Source organism: Ureibacillus sp. GCM10028918 (assembly GCF_042666115.1).
GTDB lineage: Bacteria > Bacillota > Bacilli > Bacillales_A > Planococcaceae > Ureibacillus.
In genome coordinates this window covers 24338-40802 of record NZ_JBHTFK010000041.1, presented here as the reverse complement: position 1 = coordinate 40802, position 16465 = coordinate 24338, and the positions used below count along the sequence as shown (strand labels likewise).

The 16465-nt window shown below is 35.9% G+C and carries 17 protein-coding genes; 14 read left to right on the top strand and 3 right to left on the bottom strand.

Annotated features, from left to right (window positions below; all coding sequences use genetic code 11):
* The first annotated feature begins 7 nt into the window (after nt 1-7).
* The 3 genes from ACFQU5_RS19465 to ACFQU5_RS19455 all read left to right on the top strand — a co-directional run bounded on the left by ACFQU5_RS19465 (nt 8) and on the right by ACFQU5_RS19455 (nt 2273).
* Entirely contained in the window at nt 8-823 is an 816-nt protein-coding gene (locus ACFQU5_RS19465) for a transporter substrate-binding domain-containing protein (protein WP_390291775.1), read from the top strand.
* A gap of 84 nt (nt 824-907) precedes the next feature.
* A complete protein-coding gene (locus ACFQU5_RS19460; protein WP_390291773.1) occupies nt 908-1564 on the top strand; it encodes an amino acid ABC transporter permease in 657 nt (218 codons plus the stop codon).
* Entirely contained in the window at nt 1557-2273 is a 717-nt protein-coding gene (locus ACFQU5_RS19455) for an amino acid ABC transporter ATP-binding protein (RefSeq protein ID WP_390291771.1), read from the top strand. Before ACFQU5_RS19460 ends, ACFQU5_RS19455 begins: the two co-directional genes overlap by 8 nt.
* 338 nt (nt 2274-2611) lie before the next feature.
* On the opposite strand, the gene ACFQU5_RS19450 is transcribed toward ACFQU5_RS19455, so the two are convergent.
* Nucleotides 2612-3301, bottom strand: a complete 690-nt coding sequence (locus ACFQU5_RS19450) for a response regulator transcription factor (protein ID WP_390291769.1) — start codon at nt 3299-3301, stop codon at nt 2612-2614.
* Between the two features lie 268 nt (nt 3302-3569).
* Here ACFQU5_RS19450 and ACFQU5_RS19445 point away from each other — a divergent pair, with 268 nt between their 5' ends.
* The 6 genes from ACFQU5_RS19445 (at nt 3570) to ACFQU5_RS19420 (ending at nt 9024) form a co-directional block, all read left to right on the top strand.
* Nucleotides 3570-5195 carry a flavin-containing monooxygenase gene (locus ACFQU5_RS19445; RefSeq protein WP_390291767.1) on the top strand — a complete coding sequence of 542 codons (1626 nt, stop codon included), beginning with the start codon at nt 3570-3572 and terminating at the stop codon, nt 5193-5195.
* Between the two features lie 63 nt (nt 5196-5258).
* On the top strand, nt 5259-6215 hold the full coding sequence (locus ACFQU5_RS19440; RefSeq protein WP_390291765.1) for an alpha/beta hydrolase: 957 nt from the start codon (nt 5259-5261) through the stop codon (nt 6213-6215).
* A 196-nt stretch (nt 6216-6411) separates the two neighbouring features.
* Complete coding sequence (locus ACFQU5_RS19435; RefSeq protein ID WP_390291763.1) at nt 6412-7236, top strand: aldo/keto reductase; 825 nt, start codon at nt 6412-6414, stop codon at nt 7234-7236.
* 532 nt (nt 7237-7768) lie between these two features.
* Complete coding sequence (locus ACFQU5_RS19430; RefSeq protein ID WP_390291761.1) at nt 7769-7999, top strand: hypothetical protein; 231 nt, start codon at nt 7769-7771, stop codon at nt 7997-7999.
* Nucleotides 8000-8251: 252 nt separating this feature from the next.
* Nucleotides 8252-8431, top strand: coding sequence for a glycosyl transferase (locus ACFQU5_RS19425; protein WP_390291759.1), 180 nt, complete (start codon nt 8252-8254; stop codon nt 8429-8431).
* 230 nt (nt 8432-8661) lie between these two features.
* Complete coding sequence (locus tag ACFQU5_RS19420; RefSeq protein ID WP_390291757.1) at nt 8662-9024, top strand: hypothetical protein; 363 nt, start codon at nt 8662-8664, stop codon at nt 9022-9024.
* A gap of 278 nt (nt 9025-9302) precedes the next feature.
* Here the strand turns inward: ACFQU5_RS19420 and ACFQU5_RS19415 are convergent, their stop codons facing one another.
* Nucleotides 9303-10667 (bottom strand): citrate:proton symporter, encoded by a 1365-nt coding sequence (locus ACFQU5_RS19415; protein WP_390291755.1) that lies wholly within the window; start codon nt 10665-10667, stop codon nt 9303-9305.
* A gap of 657 nt (nt 10668-11324) precedes the next feature.
* Between ACFQU5_RS19415 and ttdA the strand changes: the two genes are divergently transcribed.
* The 3 genes from ttdA to ACFQU5_RS19400 are packed head-to-tail and all read left to right on the top strand — an operon-like array spanning nt 11325 to nt 13660.
* Nucleotides 11325-12236: a L(+)-tartrate dehydratase subunit alpha gene (gene ttdA, locus ACFQU5_RS19410; RefSeq protein ID WP_390291753.1), complete on the top strand. Its 912-nt coding sequence runs from the start codon at nt 11325-11327 to the stop codon at nt 12234-12236.
* Nucleotides 12233-12844, top strand: coding sequence for a L(+)-tartrate dehydratase subunit beta (gene ttdB / locus ACFQU5_RS19405; RefSeq protein WP_390291751.1), 612 nt, complete (start codon nt 12233-12235; stop codon nt 12842-12844). The genes ttdA and ttdB overlap by 4 nt, the downstream gene beginning before the upstream one ends.
* Nucleotides 12845-12862: 18 nt before the next feature.
* Nucleotides 12863-13660, top strand: coding sequence for a fumarylacetoacetate hydrolase family protein (locus ACFQU5_RS19400; protein ID WP_390291749.1), 798 nt, complete (start codon nt 12863-12865; stop codon nt 13658-13660).
* Nucleotides 13661-13758: 98 nt separating this feature from the next.
* Here ACFQU5_RS19400 and ACFQU5_RS19395 read toward each other — a convergent pair whose 3' ends face one another.
* Nucleotides 13759-14514, bottom strand: coding sequence for a GntR family transcriptional regulator (locus ACFQU5_RS19395; RefSeq protein ID WP_390291747.1), 756 nt, complete (start codon nt 14512-14514; stop codon nt 13759-13761).
* Nucleotides 14515-15051: 537 nt separating this feature from the next.
* Here ACFQU5_RS19395 and ACFQU5_RS19390 point away from each other — a divergent pair.
* Nucleotides 15052-15336 (top strand): hypothetical protein, encoded by a 285-nt coding sequence (locus tag ACFQU5_RS19390; protein ID WP_390291745.1) that lies wholly within the window; start codon nt 15052-15054, stop codon nt 15334-15336.
* A 406-nt stretch (nt 15337-15742) separates the two neighbouring features.
* On the top strand, nt 15743-16336 hold the full coding sequence (locus ACFQU5_RS19385; protein ID WP_390291743.1) for a DUF2441 domain-containing protein: 594 nt from the start codon (nt 15743-15745) through the stop codon (nt 16334-16336).
* The last annotated feature ends 129 nt before the right edge of the window (nt 16337-16465 follow it).

Sequence of the window (16465 nt, the reverse complement as noted above, 5' to 3'; positions counted from 1 at the left end):
AATAACAATGAAGAATAAAGTATTTCTATTCATGCTAGTATTAGTGATTGGTATTTTAGCAGCTTGCGGTACAGCAAAAAACGAAACATCAACAGGTTCAACAGGTACAGAGCCGGATTCAAGTTCCGATTCAACAACAGAAGAAGCGAAAGTATTGCGTGTAGGAACATCTGCAGATTATGCACCATTTGAGTTTGTCGACACGAAAGTAAGCGAAGATATTATTGGATTTGATATTGATTTAGCTAATTTAATTGCTGAACGTTTAGGCTATGAATTGCAATTTACAAACAGTGATTTCAACAGTTTGATTCCTGGTCTGCAGGCAGATAAATTTGATTTTGTTATCTCTGGTATGACACCAACTGAAGAGCGCGATCAAGTAGTTGATTTTTCAATTCCTTACTATGAAACAGAGCAATATATGGTATCACTGAAAGAAAGTAATATTACTTCTATGGAAGATTTAAAAGGTAAAGTGGTTGGTGCGCAAGTAGCTTCTATCCAATTGGACTTAGCAGAAGAATTTGCAGTTGAACATGGTTTTACAGCTGAAAGCCGTGACTTAATTCCACAGCTTATTCAAGAAATGAAAAATGGACGTCTTGATGCTGCAGTCATTGAAAATATCGTTTCTGAAAATTATCTAAAGCAAAATGATGATTTAGCAGCATTCCCAATCGAAGTGGAAGAGCCAGATTTCAAAGCAGTTGTATTACAAGAAGGTAGTCCATTAAAGGCTGAATTCGACAAAGTCATTCAAGAGCTGATTGATGAAGGAAAAGTAGACGAGCTTAAGAAAAAATGGTTCGTTGTAGAATAATTCATAAGCGTCATTCAGTTTAACTGAATGACGTGTTTCTATCTTATCCATATTATTGTTAATATTTAGAAAGGGGGCTTTGCGATGTTTGATTTTAGTAGTGTCGTACCCTCTATTCCTTACATCTTGGAAGGAATAGGCGTCACATTAAAAATTGTTATTTTTGCTACAATTATTGGGCTTGTGCTTGGTATATTATTAGCGCTCTGTAAGATTGGGACAATCAAGCCTTTAAGATGGTTCGCCCAATTTTATACATCGATTTTCCGTGGAACACCTTTGGTACTGCAATTAATGATTATTTACTATGCAATGCCACAAATTATAGGTTTTAATATAGAAGCAATGCCGGCTGCAATTATTGCATTTGGTCTGAACTCTGCTGCGTATATTTCCGAAATTATCCGTGCCGGCATTAATGCGGTGGATAAAGGTCAACAAGAGGCGGCCAAAGCACTTGGTGTTCCTTACAGCAAGATGATGAAAGATATCATTCTGCCACAGGCAATGAAAAATATATTGCCATCGCTAATGAATGAATTTATTACCTTAAATAAGGAATCAGCAATTGTTACGGTAATTGGAGCTTTAGATATTATGCGTCGAGCTTATGTAGTAGGCGGCGATACATTCCGTTATCTTGAACCGTTATTAATTGCCGGTGTAATTTATTATGTAATGACACTCGTATTAACCTTCCTTGGAAAAATGATGGAAATGAGGATGAGACGCAGTGATTAAAGTCGAGAATTTACACAAAACATATGGTAAAAATGAAGTACTTAAAGGAATCTCTACTGAAATTAAAGAAAAAGAAGTCATTGCCGTGATAGGACCTTCAGGATCGGGCAAATCTACTTTCCTGCGCTGCATTAATAGATTGGAAGAGCCAACGAGCGGACAAATCTCGGTAGGAGGAATCTTGATAACTGAGAAAAATGTAATGAAAGTGCGTGAAAATTTAGGAATGGTATTTCAACATTTTCACTTATTCCCTCATAAGACCGTACTGGAAAATCTAATCTATGCACCAACTAAAGTTAAAGGCATTTCAAAAAATGAAGCCATTAAAACTGCAGAGGAACTGTTAAAGAAAGTTGGTTTATTTGAAAAGCGCGATGAATTTCCGAGTCGCTTATCCGGGGGACAAAAACAACGTGTAGCAATTGCACGTGCGCTGGCAATGAACCCAACCGTTATGCTGTTTGATGAACCAACTTCAGCACTCGACCCAGAAATGGTAAAAGAGGTTCTGGCCGTTATGAAAAATCTTGCTGAATCTGGTATGACAATGATTATTGTGACACATGAAATGGGCTTTGCAAAAGAAGTAGCCGATCGCATACTTTTCCTAGAGGGTGGTCAGCTAGTAGAAGATGCTACACCGGAAGAATTCTTCACTGCTCCTAAATCTGTACGTGCCAAGGAATTTTTAGATAAAGTGCTATAAAGATTAGTCATAAAAAGAGGCGGGCTGGGACAGAAGTAGAAAATTCTTTGAACGATGGAAGAATCCATAATAAGAAATTGATACTTTATAAATTGATTTTCGTTCAGGGGCGAGTGTAGCTGACGGCTATGCCTTTCGCTACAGAGCGAAGCTTCCTGGGGGAACAGCACGAGGGAGAGACGCTCGTGTCGAGCCGTGCCAGAGGATGCGCGTCCCCGTAACGGAATTCAATTATAGCTACATCAAAAATACACCACTTTCCTTCACGAGGAAAATGGTGTATTTTGTTTTTTCCCAGCCTGTTTTTTCGGAATAGGAAAGGCGCAAATAGCTTTGTTTCATATCATATGCCCTAGATAAATCGATACAGCGTGCGTGCGGTTTTTTGCACCCAATTTAATGAGAATCGATTTAATGTATTGCTTGATCGTTGCCTCACTTAAGGCGAGTAAACTTGTAAGCTCTTTCGTGGATAGTCCGTTTGCAAGCGCTCTCAAAACTTGGTTTTCGCGAGGGCTTAGTTTGGGATGAGCGATTGTTTGAGGTTGGATGAATAACTCACCTGTTAATTGTCCGAAAAGAGTAAATTGAGCTAACTCGTGTTCGTTGAATCCAACATTATTCTTTGTAAATTCACAACATATATAAGCAATCGTCATATTATTTACTGCGATAGGAATGACGAGCAAGGCCTTTAATGGCTCACTGCGATGATAACGACTGGAGATGAGGGTTATGATATCCTTCCCTTCATGTAAAGTCGCTTTGCGTTTTTCTACGGCGGTTTTGACAATCGGTAATGAACGGAGGTCGTCTCTTATATAAGAGATGGATTGAAGCTGTCCATCTTGCATAGCTGCGACTCCTTCACCCACATATCCAATAGGGCTGTAACGGAAAAAAGAAATTTTTTCACAAAGGGATAGTTCGTCCAAAGCGAGGAGAATATGACATATTTTTTCTTCTTGAGTTTGTAAATGAATACAATCCGCTAGTTTCTCTTCTAATGCCAAAGCAAGTTTTTGCAATTCTATCACTCCTTTATTATCTATATGATTTGAATCTACTAAATAGTAGTAATCTTCTTAAAAAAACACCCCATTTATGGTAGGTAAATTAGCCAAAAGTAGGAATGTTTTGGATGTGCTCTAGTTGATAAGATGAAATTGCATACGAAAGTCTGTAGTTTCTGTTGATGAAAGGGTGAAAGAAATGTAAGCGTTTTACCGCAGGCGATCAGTATCAGTAGATGAAAAAGTTACCTACAAATCTTTCGAACATACAAGGGGGAGTACTATGGGAGAGAAGAAATTTGATGCAGTTGTTATTGGGGCTGGCTTTGCAGGACTGTATATGTTGCATAGGTTACGAGAGCGCGGTTTATCGGTAAAAGTCATCGAAGCTGCTGATGGCGTGGGGGGCGTATGGTATTGGAGTCGCTATCCAGGTGCGAAGTGCGACTCTGACTCAATTTTTTACAATTTCACATTCTCGGAAGAACTTTATAAAAAATGGCGCTGGAAGGATCGCTATGCCTCACAGCCTGAAATATTAGAGTACTTAAATTTTGTTGCGGACGAACTAGATTTGCGAAGGGATATTCAATTTAAAACTCGTGTGAATAAAGCAAGTTTCAATAATGAACGAAAGCAATGGGAGATTGAAACAGATTCAAATGAAACCTTCGTTGCGAAATACTTCATCAGTGGGGTTGGATGTTTATCGACAACGAATATACCACCGTTTGAGGGTACGGATACTTTCAAAGGCGAGCAGTATCACACAGGGCGTTGGCCACATGAAAAAGTAGATTTTACCGGGAAACGGGTTGTCATGATTGGAAATGGATCGAGTGGTGTTCAAGCAATGCAAGAGATTGCAAAAGAGGCCAAGGAACTTACTTTACTAATGCGAACGCCTCACTATGTGGCTGAAGCACGAAACAAGAAGTTAACGAAAGAAGAACAAGATAAGGCAATTGAAAACTATCAAGCGATTCGGGATTCATTTTCAAATACACCTGGTGGAATAGATCTATATACAACCGGCAAATCGGCTACTGAATTTGATGCAGAACAACAGAAGGAGACACTGGATTATATTTGGGAAACAGGTGGACTTGCGTTAGGTACGGTTTATACGGATACAGGTGCAAATAAAGAAACGAATTTCGTTGTTTCCCAATATGTTCGCGATAAAATTGATGAAATTATCGAGGATCCGGAAAAAGCCGAATTGCTGCATCCTGATTATTATATTACGACGAAACGATTGATTATCGGGACAAACTTCTACGAGATTTTCAATGAGGAGCATGTGAAGTTAGTGTCCATAAAAGACAATCCAATCGAGGGTATTGTCGAAAATGGCGTGAAGTTAAAAGAAGGAACAATCGAGTGTGATGTGATTGTTTTTGCAACGGGCTATGATGCAATGACAGGATCACTATTGAAAATTGATATTCAAGGAAGAGATGGCCAAACGATTCAAGAGAAATGGGGAGAAGGACGAGATGTCAAAACATATCTTGGGCTGACAATGGAAAACTTCCCGAACTTCTTTATGATCACTGGGCCACAAAGTCCTTCCGTATTAACGAATATGCCCGCTGCCATTGAACAACATGTAGACTGGATCGACCACTGTATCGAATATTTAGAAACGAATGAGTTGCAAACAATTGAAGCGCAAAAGGTATCCGAGGTCAAGTGGGGAAGACAATGTGATGACCTTGCAAACACGACATTATTCCCTCATACAAATTCTTGGTATACAGGAGCAAATATCGATGGGGCGCAGCGTGGGTTTGTGATTTATGTAGGTGGTTTGAATAATTACAAAGTGATTTGCGATCAGGTGGCTGACAATAATTATGAAGGCTTTTCATTTGAAAAAGCACATGCCAATGTAGTGCTTCAATAATAGGTAAAGGTTTAACAATTTGAAATCGCATTCAATTTTAAAATTCTAAGGGGGAATTCTGTAATGAAAAATCGTGTAAATCCAGAGATTGTTGATATGTTAGATTTGTTTCCGCCACTAGATTTAGATAGTTATGAAGCAGCACGTGCCGCAGCAGCTCAAGCACCATTAGCTCCACAAGATCCTAATATTACGATTACAGACAAAATCATTGAAGGTCCGGATGGCAATGACTTACGACTTCGAATCTATGAACCAGTTGCAAAATCAGAAGAATTGGCAGGTCTATTATGGATTCATGGCGGCGGTTATGTACTAGGGTTGCCTGAAGAAAACGATGCATTATGTCAGCAGTTTGTGAATGAAGCAGGAAGTGTTGTTGTTTCCGTCGACTATCGCTTAGTGCCGGAGCATCCATACCCAGCCCCATTAGAAGATTGCTATGCAGCTTTGAAATGGTTTGCAGATAATGCGAAAGATTTGGGTGTGGATTCTAAAAGAATCGGGATATCAGGATTAAGTGCAGGTGGTGGCTTAACTGCAGGATTATCACTGCTGGCAAGAGACCGCAAAGGACCGGAAATTTGCTTCCAAATGCCACTATATCCAATGATTGATGACCGAAATAATACACCATCGAGTTTCGAAATTACAGGGAATTATATTTGGAATCATGACCTTAATGAAAAAGGCTGGTCTTTCTATTTAAATGGCGAAAACGGGAAAGACGATGTGCCAATCTATGCAGCCCCAGCTAGAGCAACAGTAGACGAGCTTAAGGACCTACCGTATACGTATACATGTGTAGGTCAGCTTGATCCGTTCCGTGATGAAACATTAACCTATGTCACAAAGCTTGCTCAAGCAGGAGTTGATGTGGAGTTCCACTTATACCCAGGCGGCTACCATGCCTATGAAATTGTAAATCCAGAAGCTGAAATTAGTAAACGCACAAATCAGGAATATGTTAATGCAGTAAAACATGCGTTGAACCGTACAAGTACTGTACAAGCCAAATAATTTAGTATGGAGGGTGGCCTTATAAAAGGCGCCCTTTTTTCTATTGGTTAGACAATGTCCCATGTTTGCAAGCTTTAAAACAAAAAAATTGTGTGCAAATACAGTGAATATTCTTTGAATTTCTATCGAATTTTCGGTAAAGTTTAATAGTAATTCCTTCTGTACTCGAAATAATAGAATAAAGGGGAAATGTAGAATGGCAATATCTAAAACAATTACACTTGCAAATGGCGTAGAGATGCCGCGCGTGGGTTATGGTACATTCCGTATGAAAGACCATGAACTTGCCTATCAAGGAGTAGTAGATGCACTTGAAGCAGGCTACCGTGCCATTGATACAGCTGCGATTTACGAAAATGAAGAAGCAGTTGGCAGAGCGATTAAAGATTCCGGAATTTCCCGTGAGGAGTTATTCATTACAACAAAAGTATGGAATACAGACCAAGGCTACGATCAAACATTAAAAGCCTTTGAAACTTCCTTGAAAAAATTAGATTTAGACTATGTAGACTTATACTTAGTGCATTGGCCAAAACCAACATTAGTAGAGACATATAAAGCAATTGAACGCTTATATGAAGAAAAACTAATTCGCGTTCCGGGGGTTTCGAATTTCCATGAGCATCACTTTGAGCAACTGTTTAAAGAGAGCACAGTAAAACCAATGGTCAACCAAGTTGAATGCCACCCATCTTTATCACAGGATGCTTTACGTGAATTCTGTGCAAAAGAAAATATCGTGATTACAGCTTGGGCACCACTTGGTACGGGAATCGTGTTTACACACCCAATTGTGAAAAGATTGGCGGACAAATATGAAAAAACACCAGCTCAAATCGTGTTGCGCTGGCAATTAGAAATCGGCAATATCGTTATTCCAAAATCTTCAACACCTGAACGAATTGCAGATAACTTAAATATCTTTGACTTCAGCCTGAAAAACGATGAGGTCGCAGCAATTACAGCACTAAACACGGACCACCGCACATCACTAAACCCAGATGATGGGTATAATCTATAATTCGATTTACAGGCACTTTCTCTTGCAGAAGGTGCTTTTTTGATTGGCAATAAAAAAGTTTCTTTAATAATAATTCAAGGAAAGGTAAATCTACTCCGAAGGGGCAGCAACCTACATGTAAGCCGTAGCAAAATTGTAAGTTAGTTACAGAAATAAAGATTTTTGTGGGGGTGCTTACACAGAGCAAGCGACAAAATCGCAAAGCCGTGTTGTGTGGAGAATATGTGTCAACTCAAGAGGCATTTGGTTCGGGCTTTAGAATCCTAGCCATTTTTTTAGCTGCACGAAAATTCTTCTTTCAAACTTAACTACCACATTCCATGAACAGTAGGGAAGATACGCTTATTCAACAATAGGGCCATATTGTTGAGTAACTTTATTTTAAAAAAATTGGATATTAATGTTAAAATATATATAAGATTTTAATGAAAATGACCTTAAATTTTTAGTAAATCAGGTGTGTAATAGGGGGAGAGATCCCATTATAAACATTTTGGGATTTGAAAAACTGAAGTAAAAAGGAGGATGTTTGTTGAGTAAAAAAAGTTATATATTCCATACGATTTTAGGCTTGATTACTGGATTTTTTATTTTACCGACATTGATGGAATGGTTAGGCATTCGTTTCACGTTTGCACATATATTAGAGCTTATATTTGGTGAACCTAACCCAACAAGCAGAACAATAGTCCTTATACTTTTTGTTATATTTTTATTCTTTATAATAAGAAACTTTTATAAACAATATAAAAAATTATCATAAATATTTTTACAAATACAGATAATATAAAGATTAACTCTTTGATTATCTGAGTTGAATGTTTAAGAATACTTTACTCCACAATCGAGCGCAATTCTTGAAAAAGAATTGTGCCTTCTTCAGCTAAAGGGCCAGATTGTGGAATAAAGTTAACCAGTAATTTATCAATAATGGAATGGTAAATGTGAAAGATTATACTTAAACTAAAGCAGTAGAAGAGTTGATAAAATAAAATTATCTAAAGGGGGGGAAGTTGTGAACAAACAAGCTGTCATCTATTTTTCTTTAGGAATACTCATAATACTTATTAGTACACCAGTAGGGCGCAACTTAGTTAATATCGTGTATCTAAACAAGAATTTAACCGGAGAATATGTACCAATCCTAAAGGGCTTTATACATTCTTTAATGATAGTAAGGTATACTGGTATTTAGCATTGGAATTGTTAACTTCTTAAAAGATAATAAATAGTTATTCCGTTATAGGGCGCTTTCCTTGAATAAGGAGAGGGTCTTTCTTCATGAATAGGGCCATATTGTAGAGGATTACATTTATTTTAACGGAGCAGATTGCTTTAAATCTGATTGTAACTTTTTTATGCTTTAATCGACTAATTATCAAGAGTTTTATGAGTTAGAACCGACAGAAAGGTAAGGGGATTGTAATGAAAATACTAAAAGTTGCTGTGGTGTTATTTGGTTTGTTTTTAATAACTGGTTGTTCAACATCTTCTAATAGTAGTACTAATGCTACAAAAGTAGAAACCAGCTCAAAAGGATCATATAAGGCACTGATATTTGTTAATAGTATGGAATTACAATCTGTTGGGGTAACAGCTGATGAATCAAAATTGGTAGTTGGAGAATTTATTGGCACAATTAAAGAAAAAATCCCTATAGAAATACGACCTACTGTTGAACTCACTTCAAATTATTTAGGAGAAGGAATGGAAATTTATTCAGCAGAAGGGATTACAGAAATAGTCTTAGCTAAAAAGGATAATGGAGATTATGAAGTCTTTGAATAGTTATTCCATTTTAATAGCTATATTCAACAATATGGCGCAATTCTTGCATAAGGAATTGTGTCTTTTTCAGTAATAGGGCCATTTTCTTGAATAAATTATTATTAAATAAGTAAGAAAAGAATTTCTAAATATTGAAAAGGTTTGGTTTTATATAGGATAAAACCAAACCTTTTGTTGTTTAGTCGGTAAATGATAATTTCGCGAAAGAAAAATTATAATAAATTGATTAGAACTATTATAGGTATTAGTTTTAATTTATTTTTTATAGGGAGCTTTTTCTAAATCGGCAATGCACCAGTTATAGTATAAACAGCAAGGTATATAAATATTATTGGCCATGCGTAAATTACATATTTTATTTGAAAGTCTACAAAGTTTGTCTCAGTAGAATTTACTAGCATGTATAGTGCTGGAATAACCGGTGATATTAGACGGAAAGCCTGTCCAACCATAGAAGCTACTGCTGCTTGGCTAGCGGTAATTCCATATTGCCCCATTACATCTGCCATAACCCCGGCAATCCCAAAATAAAAAGCATCTTGAGGTAAAAATGTAATTGCGGGTGCAGCCATTAATGCGTAGATTGGGGCCATATTTGAGCCTAATGATTCTGGGATAATAGCTGTAATCGAAGTTGCTAGAGCAGTTGACATCCCGCTACCTGTTAAAATGCCAGAGAAAACTCCAGCAGCTAAAGTTGCCAAAGCTGGTGCTAAAGCATCTGCAGCTAAGTCATCAAGTCGTTCATTGATAAGATTTGCAGATTTGTAGTTTACTGTAAGGGCAATTGCTGCGCCTATACCAAATAAAACACCACCATGTGCAACATCCATCACAAGCATGATTAAAATAACAAGTGTTAAAATCAAGTTAAAAGCATACAACTTTGGCCTCTTTAATTCTGGATCCTTTAGGCGAATAGCGTTTAACATGTCTTCCATTTGCTCTAGAGGTATATCATTAGCAGTCTTCGGATTAAAATTTAAGCGCTTTCTTTCTTTTACTCCGATGAAATAAGCCATAAGAATTGCAAATACTTCAGCAGCTAGCATGCCTGGCAATAAATCAGCAAACAATTCACTAATATTTACATCCATTGCTGTAGAAGCAGCGATGGTAGGTCCTCCCCACGGTAATTGATTAAATATTCCAATAGGGGTAACAATAATAACAGCTAAATAAATTAGCTTAATCTTCATTTGTTTATAAAGTTGAAGGAAAGCAGCAACACAAATAATAATAGTTGTAGTAGTATCGCCATTCAAAGTGACTACTGTTGCAGTTAAAACTGTTGCTAGTGTTACTTTCAATGGGTCACCTTTTGCTCTTTTAATAAAGAATTCGCATAAAGGGTCGAATAAACCAACATTAAGCATTACACCAAAATACAACACTGCAAATAAGATAACAATTGCAGGCGAAATTACCCCAGTAGAAACCTTTCCAGTTTCTTCGTCTACACTAAATAAAATCCCTTCTTTAATCCACTCAAAGACATCTATGAAGGAAGCATCCGTTACAAAGGTTGCAATTGCTCCAAAAATAAATGGAACAATTGTTAATGCCCCGAATACGGATAACTTATTTTTTGAGAGAAGTACAATGAAAACAATGATCATTAATAAGGCCAGAAATGCTAACAAACAAACCATCCCCCTTTAAGTTTATGAAATTAACCCCCAATAGTTAAATGTACATATCCTTGATATGTAGTAAGTTAAAACAATAGCAATGGAAGCGTATACAAAAATGTTCAATGATTAAGAATATTACTCTAGTTATACGGAAGAATAATCTATAGAGTAGTGTTCCTCAAATGTGCACCCCGCTTCTAAATTTTTTGATGATAGCCTTTTATTTTAGTATCTCATCACAGTAGTCCAACTTAATAGGTATAACCCTATTTTTATAATACACCCATAAAATATCCCTCCTATATCTTTTAGTAAATGGTGCAGAAAAATCATTATAATACCATTGATTGAATTGTATTTTAATGTATACGTTAATGTCAATTTAATTTTTTTGAATATTTCAACTTTAAAGTTTATATTTTTGTTAAATAAATATTGTTATAGTTTTATTTAGGTCGTATCTATAATAAATGTTTATTCTGAAAATTATTTCTATTTTAATCATAAAATGCATTGACTTTAATGTATACATTATTTAATAATTAATTTATAAGTTGTTCACATTTAAATGTGAGGATATAGGGATTCTAACCAGGTGATTAACAAGAGCTTCGGTTATTTATTGTTTTCCTTAAAGAAAATTTAGATAAAAAAAGGAGAGTTATTATGAGTGTAGTTAAAGATAAGATGCAACAAAAGGTGAAAATGATCGATTTGATGTCAAAATTTATTTCCCTTGTCAGTTACAAACTTCCCGATGATGTTGAAAAAAAATTAAAAGAATTAAGTGAAGAAGAAGATAATAAGCTTGCGAAAATTATTTACAAAACAATGTTTGAAAACCAAAAACTAGCTTCTGAATTAAAGAGACCGTCATGTCAAGATACCGGAGTTCTTCAGTTCTTTGTTAAGTGTGGACAGAACTTCCCGTTAATTGGGCAGTTAGATAATATACTAAAAGAGAGTACCTTTAAATCAACAAAAGAAACGCCTTTACGTCATAATTCTGTTGAAACATTTGATGAATATAATACTGGTAAAAATATTGGAAACGGGTCACCAAGTATCTTTTGGGAAATTGAAGAAGATAGTGATAAAGTAGAAATTTACACTTATATGGCGGGTGGAGGATGTACGCTTCCAGGTGTTGCAACAGTATTAATGCCAGGTGAAGGATATGAAGGAGTGGTGAAGTTCGTTCTTGATCGTATGACAAGTTATGGACTTAATGCATGTCCTCCATTACTAGTTGGTGTTGGGGTAGGTACTTCTGTTGAAACGGCTGCTTTAAACTCTAAGCTTGCTCTTATGAGATCTGTTGGAAGTCGAAATGAAAATGAAAACGCTGCAAAAATGGAACAACTTCTTGAAGATGGCATTAATGCAATCGGTCTTGGACCTCAAGGATTAAAAGGTTCTAAATCTGTTATGGGTGTTAATGTTGTGAATACTGCGAGACATCCTTCTACTATTGGGGTGGCAGTGAATACGGGTTGCTGGTCTCATAGACGCGGCAAAATTACCTTTGATAAAGATTTAAATTATATAATTGAGACACATGAGGGGGAAACACTATGAGTAAGAAAGTACTAACAACTCCGATTACAGATGAAGATTTAAAAGATATAAGAATTGGTGATATTATTTATTTAACTGGGACACTAGTAACCTGTAGAGATGTTGCCCACAGAAGACTTATCGAAGAGAAAATTCCATTACCTGTGGATCTTAAGGGAAAAGCTATTTTTCACGCTGGTCCGATAGTTCGAGACCTCGGAAATGAAGAGTATGAGATTGTTTCCATTGGGCCAACAACTAGTATGAGAATGGAAAAGTTTGAAAAAGAATTTATTGAAGAAACTGGCGTTAAGCTAATTGTAGGTAAGGGTGGTATGGGTAAGAATACCGAGGAAGGTTGTAAAACTCATAAGGCATTACATCTAGTTTTCCCGGCTGGAAATGCTGTATATGGAGCTACAAAGGTTGAAGAAATCAAAGAAGTACATTGGAAAGATCTTGGAATGCCTGAATCACTTTGGGTTTGTGAAGTAAAAGAATTTGGACCTCTTATTGTTTCCATAGATACAGAGGGTAATAATGTCTTTGAAGAAAATAAGATAGAATTCAATAAGAGAAAAGAAGAACAATATGAATATATCAGTCAACAAGTAAGATTCATTAAATAATTAAAGGGGTCTGTTATGATGCAGGTACTACAAAAAACACAAACGATAGTACGCTACCAGAAAGATAACGGTAATGTGTATTATGGAATTGTAGAAGAAGATGAAATTCTACAATTATCCAGTTCCTTTGCCGATATTGTAAATCATGAATACAAATATGATGGTGAGAGAGTTAAATATTGTAGTGTGAACATTTTAGAACCCGTAGTACCTTCAAAAATTGTTAATTTTGGTTGGACATATGCCAAGCATGCAAATGAAACTGGAGGGACTGCTTATCTTAAAGAGCCATTTTTGTTTCTAAAACCAAAGACCTCCTTAATCCCACATCAGGGAGACATCATCCTTCCTCCAAGGAATCTAACTCAACAAGTGGAAATGGAGGGGGAATTGGCTCTAGTAATCGGGAAGTACGGGAAAAATATAAAAGAAGATAATGCGTTGGATTATGTTTTTGGCTATACAATTTTCAATGATGTAACAGCAAGAGACCTCACAAAAACGGATCCTCAATTTACTAGAGGAAAAGGTTTTGATACGTTTGGTCCAATAGGTCCTCATATAGTAACGGGTATTGATCCGACTAATTTACAAATCGTTACAAAGTTAAATGGAAAAGTTGTGCAAGATGGAAATACAAGCCAGATGTCACTTTCAATTCCTTACCTCATTAGTTGGATTTCGCAGGTGATGACTCTAGAGCCGGGTGATGTCCTGGCTACTGGTTCCCCTTCTGGAAGTTGCCCAATGAAGAAGGGGGATATAATTGTTGTCGAAGTAGAGCAAATTGGTAAGCTTTGTAACTATGTAAAATAGAAAGTTATTCAAAAAGGCTGTGGTTGATTTCTTTGAAATCTCCACAGCCTTTCATTATATTAGATTCTTATAACCTGGAAAATCTACTTATTTATCGTTTATTCTTGCAGAGGGTGCATAGAATGAAGAGTCTCTAGAATTTCGTTGCGAGCCCTATAACGATGGGACTGCAGCATAGTTCGTACAGCTTCGGGATCACCTGCACGCATGACTGCTAAAATTGCCTTATGTTCAATAACTGAACGTGTTGGGCTTGGTCGAAACTCAATAGTGTACAAGCGTGCGCGATAAAGTTGATCAGATTGACTGTCAACAATCCCTCTAAGGCGAGGGTTTTGGGCTAAATCAACAATGTAATTATGAAATTGTTCATCAAGTTCAGTCCATGCAAGTAGGTCGTTTAATTCTAATGCTTTTTCTTGCTGTTTAATTAAATCCTCAAGTTGGTTTAACTCTTTGTGAGTAGCGCGACCAGTAGCAAGTTTACCGGCAACTCCATCTAACGCTTCCACCACTTCATATATTTGTTGAAGATCATCTGCCACAAGTGGAGCAACAATAAAACCTCGTCGAGGTATGAGCCGTACCCATCCCTCCGTTTCCAAACGGACAAGTGATTCACGTACAGGTGTCCTACTCATACCTAGAATTTCTGTCATTTCCCTCTCTAGCACGGTCTGTCCAGGTGGCAATTGAAGGTGACGAATCACGTGTCGAATAGCTAGATATGCTCGTTGTGGCAATCGTGACTCTCCATTTACATCTAAAGTAGACAAAAATGCTCGAATAACTAAAGCAAGATTAGAATAATCTAGCTTTTTGATATTAGATTCAGGTGTTTTTTCACTATACATTTCCCATCACTCATCCCGATAAGTATAAATTTTATGTAATCGTTAACCAAACTTTGTTTATTAGGTTATGGTAAGAAGTTATATCAAGACATTATAAGAAAATTATAACAAAAAAGCAGTCATTCCCTCAATGAAGAAGAAATCAATGCTATGATTTAATGACAATCTTAACAATCTTGCGCGAATCTATTAATGTGTTTTGTGGAGATGATTTTTTGCTTGCAGTCTGTTCCAGTGAACTTTTTTTGTTGTTATCAAGGAAATTATTGGCTTTTATCCTAATTAAATTTATAAAGGAGCGTAAACAATTCTTTGATTAGCTTATTACACACAATAGGGCGCAATTCTTGAAAAGGAATTGTGCCTTCTTCAGCAATCGGGCCATATTGTTGAATAACGAAAATAAATAATATGGTTAATTATGTTAAAATTAAATTGAGATTGATGTAATGTACTTTATGTTACAAGAGGAGCCCAGTTATAAAAAATTATTTATCGATGCGAATAGATACACCCTATAAATTGGAGGGATTCATTTTGGCTTTGAATAAAGGAAAGATAGGTATCATCTTTGGTATTACATCAATATTAGCGGCAGTAATAAGTGTTATTGTGTTTTATGTATCAAGAGGTCCTAATGCTGATGTCTATCCTAAAATTACAATATTTAGTATTTTGTCAATCTTTGGTATTCTTCTTGCGTTATTTTCTTGGGTGATGTCCAAATATAAGAGTATCGGTATAATCGGTTTGATTGCAAATGTATTTGTTTTGGTGTGTACTTATCTATTACTGTTAGCAATGAGTATTGGAGAAGAATAAAGTCTTACAAAATTCAAAACTAAACATTATTTGGATTATTTAGTTTATCTTTTGTTTTCAGTCAGTACAGAGGTGGAAGTACCTGAAGAATTCAAAACAATATATGACCTCACTTATCTTTCTAATAGTTAGTGTATTTATTATCTATAACTTAGGGCTATTTTTGAACAGGTAAGACATTGTGTAGGTTTACACTTACACTACGAGGACTTATTTAATAATGTTTTTCAATAATCGGGCGCGATTCTTCAATAAGAAGATCGCGTTTTTCCGTTATAGGACCATTAGATAAACTGGATATTTATGTTAATATGTAAATATATTTTAAATCAATAATCTTAAATTAAAGATTAAATTAGCTGAATAAAGCAGTGAAAATATATTTATTTTATTTGGGAGATTAACTATGGGAGAAGACCAATTTTTTGTTTATCACATTGTTACTAGGAATAAAATGAGGCTTGGGCAGATAATCCATTTTGACGAGAATCAATATAACACTTTATATCGATTCTTTTTTGAAAATGAACAAGTAAATTCTAAGGGTGAAGATTTTACTCAAATTTTACAGAATCATTACACAAATGAAGGTTTAAATTTAGATAAAGCCAATGCAGATGTAGTTATTAAATATTTAGGCCAAACCACCAGAGCTATAAGAGAAGTAATTGTAGAAATGGTTCGACTAAAAGAATTTCCTCATTACCCTTCAAGATTATCCTGCTTATACGCTGCTAAAACCTATGAAGATGTACTGAAATGGAAAAAAATATTTGATTCTTTCAATCGTAAGGTATTACAGATTGTGAAACTAAAAGTGGTTGGAAACTATTTTGAAGGGGATGAAGTTCTATTGCCAAAAGAAGATGGAATTTCTTTCTCTAAAAAAATTGACCAGGCAAGAGAATATTGGAGTGACAATAAAAGTAACGAGATTCCTGAAATATTGATAAATGGAAAGATTGAAGTCGCAGAAATTATTGATGATTTTTCTTCATAAATAGTTGTTATCTAAAGTGTACATATCGTTACTCCACAATCGGGCGCAATTCTTGAATAGGAAGGTACTGCACCCCAAACAGTTAGAGTAAAAAACTAACTTTTGGGGTGATTTTTTATGACTAAATAT